Below are 18,023 nucleotides of genomic sequence, written 5' to 3' on the forward strand. Positions count from 1 at the left end.
CATTCAACAATGAATGTGCCTGTTCCTGTCTTACAACCTGCTATATTAGTTAATAGACAGCAAGTTAACCTCTTTTCGCCCCTTTTCCACCGCGTCGGGATTCAGTGTTCTTCTTTAAAGATGACAGACGATCTTCACTGTCTTTCAAGAAGCGTGCCATCTTTTGTTCGAAATTCTCCTTCGGACGTACATCGGTTGGTTTGTTGTTACGCGGACGCTGAGGGCGCTGCTGGCGCTGTGGGCGTTGTGGCTGGTCTTTGGCTTTGCGGATGGATAAACCGATCTTCCCATCGTTTTCAACATTAATAACTTTAACTGTTACTTCGTCGCCAACTTTAAGGTGTTCATTGATATCCTTAACATAGTTGTCCGCAACCTCACTAATGTGCACTAAACCAGTTGAACCTTCCGATAACTCCACAAACGCTCCAAAATTTGTAATGCCTGTTACCTTACCCTGTAACTTGCTGCCTACTTCGATTGACATAAAAGAAATGCTCCTCCTTAAAATGATAAAAGATAAACCTTACTATATATTATAGCCAATTAAAAAAAAGAGTGTCAATAAGACACCTCTTCTTCTTCCTTCTTTTTCTCCGGTTCCGGGATATTAAAAATAATTTCGCCTTCATCGGATAAGAAATAATCACGGCGTGCAAGCTTGGCGATGTATTCATCGTCATTAAGCTTGACGATCTCTTCTTCCAAGGCACTTTGGTGATCTTTCAGCTGTTCCATTTTATCTTCAAGCTGTGCTTTTTCTGTGCGTTTTTCTTCTAACATTTGGGCTCTGGAAATGAGAGTCGAGATTAAAAATCCACTAATTGCCAGGACTAAAATAAAAAACAGGGACAATCTTCGAATCAAACACTTTTTTCTCTTGGATGAAGACTTATGTATATGTTCCTGGTGGCGGACATATTCATTTTCCATAGGCGTTACGTTTTTTCTCATTCCCAAACCTCCTTTTTGACTGGAGCAGCGATAAGGTGAAATGCCGCTATTTTTTAAAGCGCGTTTTCACCTTATCTGCGACTCTATATATTTTTTTGATATTGACCTCAAGAATTCCTGCCATTTTATTATATAACTTCTCGACTCTTTTTGTAAGGTGATTCGGCAATAAATTCCATATACCTTTAACAATCCACCAAACCGGACGTAATACGAGCATAATCGCCCATCTCACAATGGAGTAGACCATCTTCAACAGGAAGATTACTGTTTTCAAGAGCCCCTTCGCAAGAGAAAGAACCAGCGTAATCAGTAAAACCACTAACCATTTTATCGGCGAATACACTAACTTTTTTACCATTGAGACCAATAAATTATAAAGCGATATGAAAAAAAGAATCAGTTTTTCCAGCAAGTGAAGAAATCCTTGTTTAAGGAGAGCCTGATAGCCCGCAAAACCGCAAAGCAAGGCGATAAAGATATAGAATCGCAGTTCTCCGAAGTTGACGGAAAAAAGGATATAAAATATCGCAAGAGCTTGAAGTACCCAGAATAACAGGTCGTTCAGGAAAACAAGCCATCTTCTTCTCTGAGACCGGTTTAAGAACCGATTATACGTATCCAGTGTCGCACCAAATAATGCTCCCATCCCTATCATGGAAAGCATGGTGTAAAACTGAGTCGTCAGCGTCATCGAAATAACTTGCTAAAGAGTCCTTTAGCCTTCTCCGCGTTGTGTTCATCCAAATAAATCAGATCGAACACCTTTCCTTTAATTGAGACAACGCCTTTATCGACATCAAGATTCTTCATTTGCAGATTTTGACCTCTTACGGACAGGAGACCCATCACCGTTTCAAGTAGAAACTCCTCATTATCAAAGCTTTCCACTTGCTTTACTCCTGTAATATCCAGCAGCTTCCGGCCCCTCATGATGACATCATGTTCCTGATAGGAAGTCTTGTCTTTGTTTCCATCATAATATTGGTTCATGTTTATCCCTCACATTCACATAGTACAAGCTTTGTACTATATGTATGTAGAAGGGGAGCGATTAAGAACAAAAAGAAGACGGGGATTTACTCTGAATCCTCTTTGATTCTTTCTTCAGAAATGACGGAATACAGGCTGCTTGCATCTTCTTTTTTCGTTGTATCAAGAAGCCTTTCTACTTTTACCCTCATCACTTTCTGTCCAAACCTGACACTTAACTCGTCCCCTACTTTGACATTGGAGCTTGCCTTCGCTTGCGTGCCATTCACCAGGATCCGGCCCTGATCTGCGATTTCTTTCGCCAGTGTCCGTCTCTTGATCAGCCTTGATACTTTCAAATATTTATCCAGTCTCATTGTTACCATCTATAAAACTCCCCTACTCGATATTTTTCTTTTTGGCTTCATTCCAGAAGGCATCCAATTCTTCCAGAGTGAATTCTTTAAAGGACTTTCCAGATTTGCGGACCTGTTCTTCCACATAGGAAAAGCGGCGGTAAAATTTTGTATTGGTCATCGCGAGTGCTTCCTCTGGAAATACGTTGTAGAACCTGGCCACATTGACAAGAGCAAATAAAATATCCCCAAACTCTTTCTTTATCTCTGTTTCATTACCATTCTCTACTTCTTTCTCGAATTCCTTTAATTCTTCCCATACTTTATCCCAGGCGCCTTTAGGGTCACGCCAGTCAAAGCCTGCCTTAGCCGCTTTTTTTTGATATTCATAGGACTTCAGGAGCGCCGGCATTCCCTTGGCGATATCCTTCAGCATGAAGGCAGGCTCTTGGCTTCCGCCTTTCTCCTGCTGCTTAATCTTGTCCCAGTTCGCCTTCACCTGCTCAGTATTTTCTACATCGACGGTTCCGAATACATGTGGATGACGGCGGACCATTTTCGCAGCGATGCTTTCAATCACTTCTTCCATCGTGAACATGCCTTCATCTTCCCCGATCTGTGCATGAAGCATCACTTGCAGGAGCACGTCCCCCAGCTCCTCAATCATGTGATCGATATCATCTTCATCGATGGCTTCGAGTAACTCATAGGTTTCTTCGATCAGATATTTTTTCAGGGATTGGTGTGTCTGTTCCCGATCCCAAGGACAGCCGTCCGGCCCACGCAAGGTTGCGATGATCTCCCTCAGCGTCCCGTACTGCTTGAAAGCAGTCTCCATCTCCTTGACAGCCGGGACATAGAGACTCGTCAAATTACTCAGACCTGCAGCGCGGTCAAGTTCCACCAGCGGGATCCGTTCAATCTTTTCTTCCTTACTTCCCGCAGCCGTCACGAGCACCACTTCGTAATCGTATGGATAAAGCTCCATCAGCGTAAGTTTCACTTCAGAAGCGATGAATGCGTCATAGACCTGTCCGATGATCAGCTGCTGATTCATGTGAACATCCTGAAACCTCAGGCAGGTCCCGTCCAATAACTGAAAGCCGTCGATCGGATCCGCTCCGACAGAAGCAAACAAGGCATCAATGAAACTTTGACCGCCTCCGACTTTCACTTCAATCTTCCCTTGACGGTCAAGCTCTAACAGAAGCTGGACCGTCTTTTCAGCAACGAGCGGATGACCCGGTACCGCATAGACGAGCGGTCCTGCTTCTGCACGCGACACAAGAACCTCGGTTATTTCTTCATATACCTGTTCAAACCGGTCATGTTTTTCATAGATCTCATCGAAGGAGTGAAATACCACTCCTTCCGCTGCCAAATCCATTACCATAGGATGTTCTTTTGTGCGCAGGAATATCGTTTCACTTTCTTTGAGCAGACGATAAACACCTAATGGCAGCTGTTCCAAATCTCCGGCCCCCAGGCCGACAATCGTAATCCTATTCATATGAATCTCCTATCTGCTTTTTATAATTGGCTTGATTTTCTCCATCAGCCTCACCCACTTGCTCCCAAAGGGCAGAAAGCCGAGTTCTTCCTGACTCAGGACATTCCCTCTTAATAAAAGAATGATAAACACCGTGCCGCCTATGAAGACTCCCCCTATAGAGAAGAAGACGGCAGTTACCCGTTCAGGCATCCCATACGTCAATAGCAGCCCATATAGCAGCATCAACCCCTGAAGCACGATAGTCATCGCAGCCCCGCTTAAGATCAATGTTTTATAAAAAGAAAAATCGATCAGTCTGAGCGGAAATATCTTTTTTAACCTCAGCATCATCAGGAGCGTAACCAACGCTAATGATGAAATAGTGGCAAGGGACGCCCCCATTGTCCCGAACACCGGTACCAGAATGGCATTTCCGGCATACTTAAGGGCCACCCCTGCAATGATGCAGATCGCCGGATAATAGATGCTCCCTATGCCCTGAAAGATCCCTGCAAATGTGAGGATCAGGCAGCTGAAGAATATCGACATGCAGAAAACGGCAATCACACTTGAACCCGCAGAGTTCTCAAACAACATCGTATTCGTTGGAACGATGAGGTTGATCAGACCAAGGGACGCTGCAAAGCCTATAATGATACTGATCTTTAATGATAATTGACTGTACTCCCTCACCTGGCCCTCTTTTTTGCCGATGTAAGCACTCGTCACCAAAGGAACGATAGTGAGCGAAATAGAGGTGGCCACGACATTCCCGAGCTGTACGAAAGGCTGCCCGCGGTCATAGATGCCCTTCAGCTTCTTCGCCGCACCCTCCTCCATGCCGGAAGAGGTCAATAATGCATATACATTTAATGAGTCTATGAATTGAAGCAGAATCAACAACATGGCGCTCACGCAGATGGCCGTTCCATCTTTCAACAACCGTTTCCAAATGGACTGATAATCTTTTGCCAAGGTAAAGATTCCCGATACCGCCCTTTCCTTCTTCAGTGCAAGAAAGAAAATCAGGACAATCACTCCTGCAATCCCGCCGGTAATGGAACCGAATAACGCACCGTTACCGACCGTGTAAAGAGAATGGCCTTGAGCGACCAATAAGGTCGAAAACACCAGGATCGTCACCACCCTGATACTCTGTTCGGCAACCTGTGAGACAGCGGTTGGGAGCATATCTTCTTTCCCCTGGTAATACCCTCTCAATGAAGACAGGGGAGGCAGCAGCAAAAAGGACAACGAAATGACCTGGATCAGGGGCATGAGCCTCGGATCTCCCATCCACCCCGCAATCATGCCGGCACCGAAATAGATAATCATAAACCATATCAACCCTACGATACACAGAAACAGGAAGGAGGTCAGGGCCACATCCTTTGCGCCTTCTTCATCTTTTTCTTCAAGCTTCTCAGCGACTAATTTTGAAATGATCACAGGAAACCCGTAAGTGGAAAGCACAATCGCAATTCCGTAAAAGGGGTACACCTGCTGGTATATATAAAAACCGATATCTCCAACGATATTCTGAAAAGGAACCCGATACACCGCGCTTAAGACCTTGGTAACCAATGCAGCCAGCGTCAAAATCATGGCCCCTTTAAGAAATTGCTTGGAGGAATACTGCTTCCTCACCTGGCTTCAAGCCTTTCTATGTAAGACTTTCTATGTACAATCTTCCTTGTGCTATATTATTGTCATTTTATCATAAATGCAGAAATGCGGAAGGGCTTTAGAACTGGTCAAAGATATGTGAAAGCAGCTTAACAGACCCTTCTATTCAAAAAAAAGAAGAGTGGCGGATGCCACTCTCTCCTACTTATGATTCCATTTGTCTTGCTAAGAAGCCAGCTGCCGTTTCCACTGCCTTTTGTTCCACTTCACCAACAGTACGGTCTTTAGAGAAGATAGCAACAGCACCAATTGGGTCTCCATTTGCTACAATCGGAGCAATCGTATAAGAGTTTAAATCTTCACCATGTCCATCAACAAGTTCTGCTTGTCCCTGTTGAGTGTGTAAAAGAGAAGAACGGTCATCCATTACTTTTTCGAGTAGTTCACTTACATTCTTGTTCAGATACTCTTTCTTCGATGCGCCTGCTATGGCGATTACTGCATCACGGTCGCTAATCAGGACCGCACTTCCTAAACTGTCGTATAATGCTTCGGCATATTCCTTTGCAAAATCTCCGAGTTCACTGATAGGAGAGTATTTCTTTAAGATGACTTCTCCGTCACGATCAACGAAGATCTCAAGCGGATCTCCTTCACGGATCCTTAATGTTCTGCGGATTTCTTTCGGAATAACAACGCGTCCTAAATCATCAATACGACGAACAATTCCAGTTGCTTTCATCTATAGTTGCCTCACTTTCATCAGATGATTTTTATTTAGCAAGGCATTCACTTGCATTGAATACATTGCCATTGTTGAGTTTAGTATCTTACATCTTAGAAGTTCTATACACATTCAGTTATTTTTTCTGTAATTTCACTAAAATGCTAGTGCAGGTTACTTTTTCCAAAGTTGGCAGCTGCATTAATACTAATACCCTTATCATAGTAAAATAAACCAGCGAGCGCGTTTACAGTTCAGTTACAAGATTATAACGAATATTAGGATGAAATGTCGAAAACCATCTGGATGTAACGAAAATGAGGGCATAGATGAAACACAATTTAGATTCTTAAATTGTTTGCATCTCCTGAACACCGCTGTTGATTTCCGTGCAAGACTTCGCTTTCCGCGGGTGACCCGTGAGCCTCCTCGTCGCTACGCTCCTGCGGGTAGAAAAGCGGAGGGGCTTTGCTCAGAGGCGGGTGGCATAAGGCGAATCGGCCACGAAGGCGTTCTTTGCCTTCTTGGACGAGTTGACTTATGACATGTGCCTCTAAGCCCCGGAGCTGGACAATTAGAAAAGCGGAGGCGGCTTGCTCAGAGGCGACAAGCATAAGGCGAGCAAGCCGGAAAGGCGCTTTTGCCTTTTTGGCTTGATTGACTTATGACCTCGAGCCTCTAGCCGCCGGAGATGGACAGGTCTCACATTAGCCACTTCTCCCGCAGGAGTCTTCGTCTTGCACTCCAATCAACCGCTGGGTAGTAGATATACATAGCTTGTATCACAAAACTCATTCTAAAAACAGATGAATTATTACCGCTTCCCTCTAATTTGTTTTTCGATCAAAACTATTAGAGGGCTATAATCAAGACACGTGATTTTCCGTTTTGATGGCTGTATCCAGGTTTTTGATGATGTCGTATGCCATATGGAACCACTTTGATGTTTCGAGACGGGTTGTGTTGATGGAAATCTTCAACTTTGACCCTTCCATTCCAAGTCCGACGGCACGGCCGTGTTTGTTGCACAGATCGAACACCTTTGAACCGTCTATCCTGCTGGTTCCTTCAGGGGACATATAGATATTGACCATCTTCTTTTCCTGTTTGATCGCTTCAAGATCTGTATTCCTGGCAAAGATCTTCAGTTCGGTGATGAGGAATAGAAATTCCACTTCTTCAGGGTGTTCACCAAATCGGTCCAGCATTTCTTCCCTCAATTCTTCAATTTCAGGGAGGGATGAAAGTGACCGGAATCGTTTATACATTTCAATCTTCTGATGTCCGTCCTTGATGTAGGTATCAGGAATATAAGCATCCACTTCAATATCCACTTCAAAGGCGGACTCAGGCTTCTTAGGGATATCCCCTTTCCGCTCTTCAATCGCTTCTTTCAGCATTTGTGAGTAGAGATCAAATCCGACAGAATCAATGAAACCATGCTGCTGTGCTCCGAGCAGGTTCCCCGCGCCGCGTATCGTCAAATCCCGCATCGCAATCTTGAATCCCGATCCAAGCTCCGTGAATTCCTTAATGGACTGCAGGCGTTTCTCAGCCACTTCAGTCAGGACTTTATCCTTCCGGTACGTGAAGTAGGAATACGCGACCCGGTTCGAGCGTCCCACCCGGCCACGCAGCTGATACAGCTGCGACAAGCCCATACGGTCTGCATCAAATACGATGAGTGTATTGACATTCGGAATATCGACACCCGTTTCGATGATGGTCGTTGTCACAAGTACATCATATTCACCCGCAAGGAAGCTCAAGATCACCGACTCCAGCTCCCCCTCACTCATTTGTCCGTGAGCGTAAGCAATTCTTGCATCAGGGACGAGCATCGAAATTTCATCCGTTTTACGCTCGATATCTTCCACTCGGTTATATAGAAAGTAAACCTGCCCATTACGCGCCATTTCCCGCTCAATCGCCTCTTTGATCAGAGGGCCATTGTATTCCATGACATACGTCTGTACTGGAAAGCGGTTCTCCGGCGGTGTTTCGATGACAGACAAATCCCTTACCCCCAGCATCGACATGTGCAAGGTGCGGGGAATCGGGGTTGCCGTCAAGGTCAACACATCGATATTCGTCTTAAGCTGTTTAATTTTCTCTTTGTGGGTTACACCGAAGCGCTGTTCTTCATCGATGATCAGCAGACCGATATCGCGGTATTCTATGTCCTTGGATAAAAGGCGGTGAGTACCGACAACGATATCCACCGTCCCTGTTTTCAGTCCTTTGATCGTTTCCAGCTGCTGCTTTCTTGTCCGGAAGCGGCTCAATAAACCGATCTCAATCGGGAAGTCCTGGAACCGTTCTTTGATGGTTTCAAAATGCTGCTGGGCTAAAATGGTGGTCGGCACCAGGAATGCAACCTGCTTACCATCTGCAATCGCTTTGAAAGCAGCACGGATAGCCACTTCTGTCTTTCCGTATCCCACGTCCCCGCACAGCAATCGATCCATCGGCCGTTCTTTTTCCATATCAAGCTTGATTTCATGAATCGACCTTAATTGGTCATCCGTCTCCTCATAAGGAAAGGCTGTTTCGAAATCACGCTGCATATCACCATCGGGGGAAAAGGCGTAACCCCTTGCAGCTTCACGCTCAGCATAAAGTTTGATCAGATCGTCGGCAATATCCTGAACGGAGGATTGAACCTTGGATTTTACCTTCTTCCATTCCGTGCCCCCCAATTTATAAAGCTTGGGCTCTTTACTCTCTGAACCGACATATTTCTGTACAAGCTCAATCTGTTCAACAGGGATATACAGTTTATCGCTGCCTTGATATTTGACATGGAGATAATCTTTATGGACCCCGTTGATTTCCAGCGTTTCCAGCCCTAAATATTTTCCGATCCCGTGGTTGACATGCACCACGTAATCTCCGACTTTCAATTCGGAGTAGCTTTTTATTCTTTCTGCATTTGAAAGTTTCTGCCTTCTCGGTTTCTTTTGAGTTCTTTTATTAAATAGTTCTTCTTCAGTGATGACGGCAAGTTTCTGCATCGGAAGCTCGAATCCATTCGTAAGGCTCCCATTGATCATTTGGACCTGGCCTTTTAATAACTTGGAACCGTCTTCGACAAATGCAATTTCGATTTCATAGTCATCGAGTACACGTTGCAGCTTCTTCACACGATCTTCATCCGGTCCGAGCATTACGACGGTATATTTCCCTTTTTTCCAGCGGTCAAGCTCTGCTTTCAAGACATTCATCTGTCCGTGGAAATTCTGCATCGGTTTAGCTGATACATTGAATATATTCTGAGGGCTCGTATTTGGTATGTGACGCAGAAACAACGAGAAATAAACCTTAGGCAGCTTCGTATTGGCTGTCAAGGACGGGAACTTATGAGACACGGAAAGTTCGTGAATGATCTGTCCATCCTGAAGGAGGGATGTATACCACTCTGCTTCTTCCCTTTCCAACGATTCACTCATCTCTTGGATCCTGCTGTATTCATCAAAGAAAATGACACTGTCACCTGGAAGATAGTCTAGCAAACTACTAGGCGTTTCATAGGCAAGAGAGAGATACTTGAAGATCTGTTCAGGAACCTGCCCATTCTCAAGCTGTGCGATCTCATGCCCAATGTACTCTGTGAGCTTTTCTTTCACACTGTCTGTTTTAATCTTTTTAAGACTTTTCGACATGCCGGTTTCAATCTTTTGGATTAAACTCCCCATGTCTTCATAATTCATCAGGACCTCTGAAGCCGGACCAACTTCAATGGTCTTCAACTTATCAATGGACCGTTGATCATCCACTGAAAATGTGCGGATTGAATCGATTTCGGTATCAAACAATTCAATCCGTACAGGATTAGAAAGGGTGAGCGGGTAAATATCAACAATTCCTCCCCGGAGACTGAACTCCCCCGGGGTGCTCACCATTCCGGTACGCTGATAACCCATTTGAACCAATTGATTCAACACATCATCAAGGTCGATATCTTCACCATACGTAAATGTGATTTGATTCTTTTCCCATTGTTGTTTATGAGGGAGAATCTTTCTTAACCCTGCAACGGGTACAATATAGACGCCTTTTTTATTTTTTGAAAGTTGATTCAATACTTCTATCCGCTGTGACCGGAGCTCGGGGCTTGCCACACTCAGTTCCGCTGCAATCAATTCATTAGCGGGATATAGATAGACCTCATCTTCGGATAAAAATTGAATCAGGTCATCATATATCTTCTGCGCCTGAAACAGGTTATGGGTAACCACCACAGTTGATTTAGTTGTCTCCAGATAAACATCCGCTATATAAGCTGTACGTGAAGAGCCTGACAGTCCGGCCACAAGCTGTTCTGATAATTTCCCTTCAATTCCGCTTATGAGGGATTGAAGTTCTTCGCTTTGGTGAATTTGTTTTAAAATACCTTTCAAGAGTACGCTCCTCCCCGTGGATCTTTCTATCTATTGGTTCAATATTTTCATGAACTCTATGCCTTTAAGCCTGATTAAGCAACGAATAAGATTGTTTAATCAGGCTTGTATTTAAACAGAAAAATGCTTTGGTTCTCTACCAAAGCGTTGCTGCCATTAATGATATAAACACTTACTGAATGATATAATCCAATCCATGATAATCCGGATTTCTCTCCAGACTCTCCTGGCAATCTTCACAAATTGTGCGTACGCGGATATCTCCATTATCCTGATATGTCACCATATGCATACGTTCCTCCTCGGTCAGTTTGTGGATGCCCAGCTGTTCGGAGTGAACCGACACATTGGAGATTGTCCCTACAGCCGTACCACAATGTCGGCAATGATAGTGGATAGCCAATTGATATCCCTCCAATTACATTTATACGTTTAGTATGAACGGAATAGAAGGGACTTATTCAGTTGGCATGTTTGTTTTTCGATTCTAATCACAGCTATTGATTTCCGTGCAAGACTCCGCTTTCCGCGGGCGGTCGGTGAGCCTCCTCAGTCACACCTGTGTTGCACCTAACACGCTTCTCCCGCAGGGGTCTACTTCTTGCACTCCAATCAACCGCTGAAACCGATATTACAAAGTTTAATTAAACCTATTCATTACTTCGATAAAAGGTTTATCAAACCAACTTTCACATGCTTGGACAGAGTTGGAAATGACTTTATCCAGTTCTGCCTGCTCTTCTTTGTTGAATTTACCCAATACATAATCAGGAACACTCATGCCGTTTGTGGGCCGGTCGATGCCGACCCTTATCCGGTTGAAGTTCTGTGTCCCTAAATGTGCAATCGTTGACTTGATGCCGTTATGGCCGCCTGCGCTTCCTTTCTGGCGCAATCGTATCTTACCTACAGGCAAGTCCAGATCATCATAGATGACAAGCAGGTTTTCTTCATCTATATTAAAATAGTCCATTAACGGGACGATGCTTTCCCCGGATAGGTTCATATATGTAAGGGGCTTTAATAGAACGATCTTCTCACCCTTATAGTGATACGTTCCGTATACTCCTTTAAACTTCGATTGATTCAGGGATACACCGAGCCGTTCTGCAAGTGCATCCACGATGACAAACCCGATATTATGCCTGGTTTTCTCGTATTGTGACCCCGGATTTCCGAGTCCGACGATTAATTTCATGCTTCCACCTCATTCTGACCTGTTACTACTAGAATAAACGTAAAAAGCGCAACCTGCAAAAGGTTACGCTAAAAAAGGAAAGATTATTCTTCGGAAGACTTACTTTCTTCACTCGCTTCGGTTTCTCTTCCTTCTTCGTTCTCAGGTATACCAGCTTCCTGTTCTTCACCGGTCGAGATTTCTTCTTCCTGTCTTGGAGCAAGTATGGAAGCGATCGTACGGTCATCTTCTTCATTCAGTGTCACGCTGTATTTATCACGTATATCCGCGATCGTCACGGTGTCACCGACTTGAAGCTCTGAAATATCCACTTCGATTGATTCAGGGATATCCGAGGGCTTCGCTGTAACCGATACTTCATGAAGCGGCTGTTGTAATACTCCGCCGTCCTTCACTCCGGCAGACTCTCCTGTGAGCTCGATACGGACGTCAGCATCCATTTCCTGAGACATGTTAACCGCCAGGAAATCAACGTGTGTAATTTCATCTTTAATATGATCCTGTTGATAATCACTTAAAACGACATTTTGTTTATTACCGTTGATGTTTAAAGAAATGATTCCGTTCCTTCCTACTGAACGAATCGTCTTGATGAATGTAATTGCATCAATCGCGATCGGTGTATTTTCGGTTTTATAGCCGTATACAACACCAGGGATATTTCCGCTGTGTCTAAGCTGAGTTAAAGCAGAACGTTTAAAATCATCTCTTGTATTTGCTTCTAATTCTGTTGCCATGTTTAATCCAACACCTTCCCTAATCTTTTAAAATTGAGTCGAGTTCTATATATATAGTAATTACCCTATTCATATTGGGAATAAACATGTGAATTTCATTTTCAAGTATTCAACGAATTATCGACTTTGTATCGGCCCCGAACCAAAACAACAAGAACCCGCCCTCATCAAGATGAGAGGGCGGGTTCTTGTTCATTGCACAAACACTGATATTAAATCTTAATCGAATAGCGTACTTACAGATTTTTGTTCGTATACACGGATGATTGCTTCGCTGATTAGTTTTGCCACTGAAAGCTGTTTGATCTTGCCGATCATTTTCTCTTCAGGCAGCGCGATGGTGTTCAATACCACTAACTCTTTGATGTTGGAATTCTCGATACGCTCGATTGCAGGACCTGAAAGAACCGGATGCGTACAGCAAGCGAACACTTCTTTCGCTCCGTTTTCAACCAGGGCATTTGAAGCTAATGTGATGGTACCGGCAGTATCGATGATATCATCGATCAGGATCGCCACTTTGCCATCGATGTTACCTACAATGTTCATCACTTCCGCCACGTTTGGTTTCGGACGGCGTTTATCAATGATTGCAATCGGCGCTTTCAGGCGCTCTGCAAGTTTACGTGCTCTTGTTACACCGCCATGGTCTGGAGATACGATGACGATGTCTTCGTTTTTGAGGCCTTTCTCCTGGAAATATTCAGCCAGGATCGGAACACCCATTAAGTGATCAATCAAGATGTCGAAGAAACCTTGAATTTGAGGAGCGTGCAGATCCAAGGTGATGACGCGTGTCGCTCCTGCAGTTTCCAATAAATTCGCAACGAGTTTGGCTGTGATCGGCTCACGTGCTCTTGCTTTACGGTCCTGGCGGGCATAACCATAATAAGGCATCACGATCGTGATCGTTTTAGCTGATGCACGTTTCAGCGCATCTACCATGATCAGCAGCTCCATCAGGTTTTCATTAACAGGTTGAGAAGTGGACTGAATAACGAAAACATCGCAGCCGCGGATACTTTCTTCGATATTAATCTGAATTTCTCCATCACTGAATCGTTTAACAGAAGATTTACCTAGTTCGACGCCAACTTCATCTGCGATTTCTTTCGCAAGTTCATGGTTCGAATTAAGAGAGAATATTTTCAACTTAGAATTAATATAAGAGTTTGGCATGGTGGACCTCCAGTTTATTTCTTGTGATTAAGGTTTTGTACATAATTTTCTTTATTGACCTGGCGAGCCCTAGCAATTGAAAGGGACTCCCCGGGAACATCCTCGGTAATCGTTGAGCCAGCTGCAATATATGCACCTTTTCCAACTTTTACAGGAGCTACTAAATTGGAATTGCATCCAACGAATACTCCATCTTCAATCTTTGTAAGATGCTTGTTCTTACCATCATAGTTGACCGTAATCGATCCGCATCCAATATTGACGTCGCTTCCTACCTCGGCATCACCGATATAGCTCAAGTGAGAAGCTTTGCTTCCCTTTCCGAATGAAGCTTTCTTGATTTCTACGAAGTTCCCGATCTTCACTTCATCCGCAATACTTGAATGGGGACGAATATGAGCGAACGGGCCAATCTGTACATCGGAACCGATTGAACTGTCGTGAGCAACAGATTGCTTCACAACCGTGCGATCGCCGATTGAAGAATCCTTTAATTCAGTATTTGGTCCAATGATGGAGTCTTCACCGATAGAAGATTTCCCTTTAATCACAGTACCCGGAAGAACGACCGTGTCCCTGCCGATTTCCACGCCGGCATCAATGTACGTGTTAGCCGGATCCTGAATCGTCACACCATTTCGCATATGCTGCTCATTGATGCGCTTTTTCATCGTCGTTTCGGCTTGGGAAAGTGCTACACGGTCATTTACGCCTAGTGTCTCATCAAAATCGCCTGTTTGATAAGCGCTCACAATTTCCCCTTCGGTTTGAAGAATCTCAATCACATCAGGAAGGTAATACTCGCCCTGGACATTATCGTTTGATACTTTTTTAAGCGTATTGAACAATGCTTTATTATCAAAGCAATACGTACCTGTATTGATTTCTTTCACTTTTCTTTCTTCATCTGACGCATCTTTATGTTCGACGATGCGCTCCACCAAACCTGAATCGCTGCGGATGATCCGTCCGTAGCCATCAGGTGATTCTGTGTGTCCGGTCAGGATGGTTGCTTTTGCACCTTTTTGCTCATGATGCTTCACAAGTGCTTCCATCGTTTCTCCCTTGATAAGAGGAGTATCTCCGCATACGACCAGCGTTGTACCGTCTACATTACCCAGTACATCTTCTGACTGCATGACCGCGTGGGCTGTACCCAGCTGTTCTTCCTGAAGGGCGAAATCACTCTTGCCTTCCAAGTGGGATTTCACGAGCTCGGCACCGTGACCGATGATCGTGACGGTCTTCTCTATATTTAATGTTGAAATTTGGTCGACCACATGTTCCACCATCGGCTTGCCGCACACAGGATGAAGAACTTTATATAACTTCGATTTCATTCTTGTGCCCTGTCCGGCAGCTAATATAACGGCATATCGTTTTGTCATTTTTGGTCCTCCAATAACCTTTTTATCCATAACGAATATATCCTAAAAACTCTTTCATTTCAAGGATAGAGAAAAATATACATATATTTGTCAAGTAATAGATTCTGTTTGTGTTTGCACGAATAAAATTAGTAATGCTTTAATGAAGATTTTCTTTGAACGCTGCTATTGATTTCCGTGCAAGACTTCGCTTTCCGCGGGCGTGCAGGGAGCTGTTTTCCTAACGGGTTCGGATTTCGAATACAAAAACTAAATTAACACACCAATTGGCTGTCCTATTCGTAACTGAATTAAACTGCTTCTTTTCTTTTTGTTGATATATATAGGGTTTAATAAAGTAAACGGTAAATCCGCCCTGAATTTCGAACCCTTTTTAACATGGGGGCATAAGTTTTGTCAGCATGAAATTCGCATGCTAATTGTTATACCAATTGGTGTGCTACAAAAGATTTTTACTGGCAGGGGGTGGATGTTGATTTTTGAGAGGCAGATAAATGAAGCAGACATTTTTTCACCCTTCATTGTGAGTAACCTCTGATTGTTTTAATAAAGGGAGATTTTCCTGTTATCCTGCAGAATCGGGCTAGGTTCGGGGGATATAAGGGGAGTTTTTCCCGTTAAGGCAAGGTAAAATGGTTTATTTTCATGCTTTTGGAGTAAATAGGGGGAATGTTTCCCTCTATTTACTCAATATTTCGTACTAATTCCTCAATAAGAGGAATTTCTCCCCTTATTTTGGTAGGTTATTTTATGGAAATTAGTGTATATGATTAAGTCGTTCATTTTGTGTAAAATCCACAGATGAAGTCTCCCTTCGGTACTTAAATCGAGGTCATGCATGATACTCTCTATCGTACCAAGGGGGCATTTTTTATGCACACTTCAAAAACTTCGATATAAACGCAATTTTACTTTATTACAGGAATGCTCCTCGTCGGGCTCGCTCCTGCGGGGACTCACATAAGCTACTTTTCCCGCAGGAGTCTTCGTCATGCACTCCAATCAACCGCTGGTACCGGTAATTATATATTGTTTATCTCCTAACAATACTAATCCCGCTATGAATTAATAGACTGTACAAGTTAAACGAGCTAACATTTCTCAAAAAATAAATGAAAATATTTTCAAAAGGAGGTTTTGAGAGGAATAAATCTGGGTATTTGGTAGAAAAGAAAAAAAGAGCACTACTGTGGAAGTAGGCTCTTGTTGCAATAGACTCTTTTAGGAAGCGCCAGCTTCTTCTAACTCCACTTCTTCAAGTTCACCTAGACGGTGATACTCTGATAACACAGCATCTTGTATCTTGCCGCGAGTACCCGAATTAATCGGATGAGCGATATCACGGAATTCCCCATCAGGTGTCCGTTTACTTGGCATCGCTACGAATAAGCCATTGTTCCCGTCAATTACACGAATGTCATGAACAACAAATTCGTTATCCAGCGTAATGGATGCAATCGCTCTCATGCGGCCGTCAGTGTTAACCCGTCGTAATCTTACGTCTGTTACTTCCATTTTGTTCACCACCTTTTTCCCTAGATGAAATCTACTGTATGTATTCAACGACTTTACCAGATATTCCTTCTTATAATGTAAAATTTTTTGAAAAATTTTATTTTTCACTTAATCAAGCAACTGTTTCTTTTGACCTAATGAACAAATGCAAGTTCCCGGAGATACCCGTAAAACAAAAAAACACCCGTGAAGATTACTTCACGAGTGCAATGACTTCAATTTCAACCAGGGAATCTTTAGGCAGGCGGGCAACTTCTACACAAGACCGTGCAGGTTTGTGTGTATCGAAATATTCACCATACACTTCATTGATGGCACTGAAATCATTCATATCTTTAATGAATACTGTGGCTTTCACTACGGTATGAAGTGAAGCTCCTGCTTCTTTCAGAACAGCTTGAAGGTTTTGAAAGACCTGATGGGTCTGAGATGCCACATCTCCGTCAACCATCGTTCCTTCTGCCGTTAATGGAATTTGTCCTGAACTGTAGAATAAATTATTCACTATGATCCCTTGAGAATATGGTCCGATTGCTGCAGGTGCTTGATCTGTTGAAACAACACGCAAAGTAACTGCCTCCCTTTATGGTAAGAATGTCAGATTTGATTGAAAGTAATTTCCTTCTTTTAAGGAAATTTGCTTATTCTTCTCGTTTACGTCAGATAATTTCAATAGTGAAACATAATCGTCCACTAAGCGTTCTTCGGCATTTTCCGATTCTACCAATACACCGATGCCTTTCATTTCAGCATTGAATTCTTCCAGAAGATTCTTCATTCCGTTCACGGTTCCCCCGGCTTTCATGAAATCATCGACAACCAGTACTTTCGATCCTTCTTTCAAGCTTCTCTTTGAAAGAACCATCGACTGAATCCGTTTGTTGGAACCAGATACATAATTGATGCTGACCGTTGACCCTTCGGTTACACGGCTGTCCCTTCTTACGATGACGACCGGAACATTCAAGTAAGAGGCGATGGCATTTGCAATTGGAATCCCTTTTGTTGCCACTGTCATGATGACGTCGATTTCCTTTTCAGCGAATGCCGACGCAAGGAGCTTCCCTACTTTTTTCATCAAGAGCGGATTTCCAAGCAGATCTGTCATGAATAAGTAGCCGCCGGGGAGAAGGCGGTCTGAACTTTCCATATGCTGACAGAGCTCTTCGATCACTACCATCGCTTCATCGCTGTTTACCTTAGGGATGTACTTGACTCCCCCTGCCGCTCCCGGTACCGTTTGAACAATTCCTATCCCGCGTCCTTCAAAGGTTTCTTTAACAATCGTCAAGTCTTCACTGATGGAGGACTTGGCAGAACCGTAACGCTCAGAGAAAAATGTCAAAGGTACAAGTTGGTGAGGGCGTTCTAATAAGTAATGGGTCATATCGATCAATCGTTCACTGCGCTTAAACTTCACCAAAACTACCTCCTAAATCCGAATATTGTAATGTAAATATATCATTAATATACGGATTTAAG

The 18,023-nt window shown here is 43.5% G+C and carries 17 protein-coding genes; all 17 read right to left on the reverse strand.

The features are described from left to right. Positions 1-64: 64 nt before the first annotated feature. The gene (locus V6B33_RS20645; RefSeq protein ID WP_334219541.1) at positions 65-487 is read right to left on the reverse strand and encodes a S1 domain-containing RNA-binding protein; all 423 of its coding nucleotides are present in this window, start codon (positions 485-487) and stop codon (positions 65-67) included. 74 nt (positions 488-561) lie between these two features. Beyond that, a complete protein-coding gene (locus tag V6B33_RS20650; protein WP_334219542.1) occupies positions 562-954 on the reverse strand; it encodes an FtsB family cell division protein in 393 nt (130 codons plus the stop codon). A 46-nt stretch (positions 955-1,000) separates the two neighbouring features. Next, a complete protein-coding gene (gene yabQ / locus V6B33_RS20655) occupies positions 1,001-1,648 on the reverse strand; it encodes a spore cortex biosynthesis protein YabQ (protein WP_334219543.1) in 648 nt (215 codons plus the stop codon). Continuing rightward, positions 1,645-1,947 (reverse strand): sporulation protein YabP, encoded by a 303-nt coding sequence (gene yabP / locus V6B33_RS20660; protein WP_334219544.1) that lies wholly within the window; start codon positions 1,945-1,947, stop codon positions 1,645-1,647. Before yabP ends, yabQ begins: the two co-directional genes overlap by 4 nt. Before the next feature lie 86 nt (positions 1,948-2,033). Next, positions 2,034-2,303 carry an RNA-binding S4 domain-containing protein gene (locus tag V6B33_RS20665; RefSeq protein WP_334219578.1) on the reverse strand — a complete coding sequence of 90 codons (270 nt, stop codon included), beginning with the start codon at positions 2,301-2,303 and terminating at the stop codon, positions 2,034-2,036. Positions 2,304-2,325: 22 nt separating this feature from the next. After that, entirely contained in the window at positions 2,326-3,792 is a 1,467-nt protein-coding gene (gene mazG / locus V6B33_RS20670) for a nucleoside triphosphate pyrophosphohydrolase (RefSeq protein WP_334219545.1), read from the reverse strand. A gap of 9 nt (positions 3,793-3,801) precedes the next feature. Then, entirely contained in the window at positions 3,802-5,421 is a 1,620-nt protein-coding gene (locus tag V6B33_RS20675; protein WP_334219546.1) for a putative polysaccharide biosynthesis protein, read from the reverse strand. 184 nt (positions 5,422-5,605) lie between these two features. Beyond that, positions 5,606-6,142 (reverse strand): stage V sporulation protein T, encoded by a 537-nt coding sequence (spoVT, locus tag V6B33_RS20680; protein WP_334219547.1) that lies wholly within the window; start codon positions 6,140-6,142, stop codon positions 5,606-5,608. Positions 6,143-6,990: 848 nt separating this feature from the next. Then, positions 6,991-10,524, reverse strand: a complete 3,534-nt coding sequence (gene mfd / locus V6B33_RS20685) for a transcription-repair coupling factor (protein ID WP_334219548.1) — start codon at positions 10,522-10,524, stop codon at positions 6,991-6,993. Between the two features lie 172 nt (positions 10,525-10,696). Beyond that, positions 10,697-10,927 (reverse strand): anti-sigma-F factor Fin family protein, encoded by a 231-nt coding sequence (locus V6B33_RS20690; RefSeq protein ID WP_334219549.1) that lies wholly within the window; start codon positions 10,925-10,927, stop codon positions 10,697-10,699. A gap of 237 nt (positions 10,928-11,164) precedes the next feature. After that, complete coding sequence (gene pth, locus V6B33_RS20695) at positions 11,165-11,722, reverse strand: aminoacyl-tRNA hydrolase (protein WP_334219550.1); 558 nt, start codon at positions 11,720-11,722, stop codon at positions 11,165-11,167. An 83-nt stretch (positions 11,723-11,805) separates the two neighbouring features. Beyond that, positions 11,806-12,459, reverse strand: a complete 654-nt coding sequence (locus tag V6B33_RS20700; RefSeq protein WP_334219551.1) for a 50S ribosomal protein L25/general stress protein Ctc — start codon at positions 12,457-12,459, stop codon at positions 11,806-11,808. A 219-nt stretch (positions 12,460-12,678) separates the two neighbouring features. Further along, complete coding sequence (locus V6B33_RS20705; RefSeq protein ID WP_334219552.1) at positions 12,679-13,638, reverse strand: ribose-phosphate diphosphokinase; 960 nt, start codon at positions 13,636-13,638, stop codon at positions 12,679-12,681. 14 nt (positions 13,639-13,652) lie between these two features. After that, a complete protein-coding gene (gene glmU, locus V6B33_RS20710; protein ID WP_334219553.1) occupies positions 13,653-15,026 on the reverse strand; it encodes a bifunctional UDP-N-acetylglucosamine diphosphorylase/glucosamine-1-phosphate N-acetyltransferase GlmU in 1,374 nt (457 codons plus the stop codon). Positions 15,027-16,247: 1,221 nt separating this feature from the next. Then, on the reverse strand, positions 16,248-16,541 hold the full coding sequence (spoVG, locus tag V6B33_RS20715; RefSeq protein WP_172255667.1) for a septation regulator SpoVG: 294 nt from the start codon (positions 16,539-16,541) through the stop codon (positions 16,248-16,250). Positions 16,542-16,734: 193 nt separating this feature from the next. After that, positions 16,735-17,109 carry a RidA family protein gene (locus tag V6B33_RS20720; RefSeq protein WP_334219554.1) on the reverse strand — a complete coding sequence of 125 codons (375 nt, stop codon included), beginning with the start codon at positions 17,107-17,109 and terminating at the stop codon, positions 16,735-16,737. A 15-nt stretch (positions 17,110-17,124) separates the two neighbouring features. Next, positions 17,125-17,961, reverse strand: coding sequence for a pur operon repressor (purR, locus tag V6B33_RS20725; RefSeq protein WP_334219555.1), 837 nt, complete (start codon positions 17,959-17,961; stop codon positions 17,125-17,127). Between the last annotated feature and the right edge of the window lie 62 nt (positions 17,962-18,023).

The sequence above is a fragment of the Mangrovibacillus sp. Mu-81 genome, assembly GCF_036867415.1.
In the GTDB taxonomy this organism is placed as follows: Bacteria; Bacillota; Bacilli; order Bacillales; family Bacillaceae_B; genus Rossellomorea.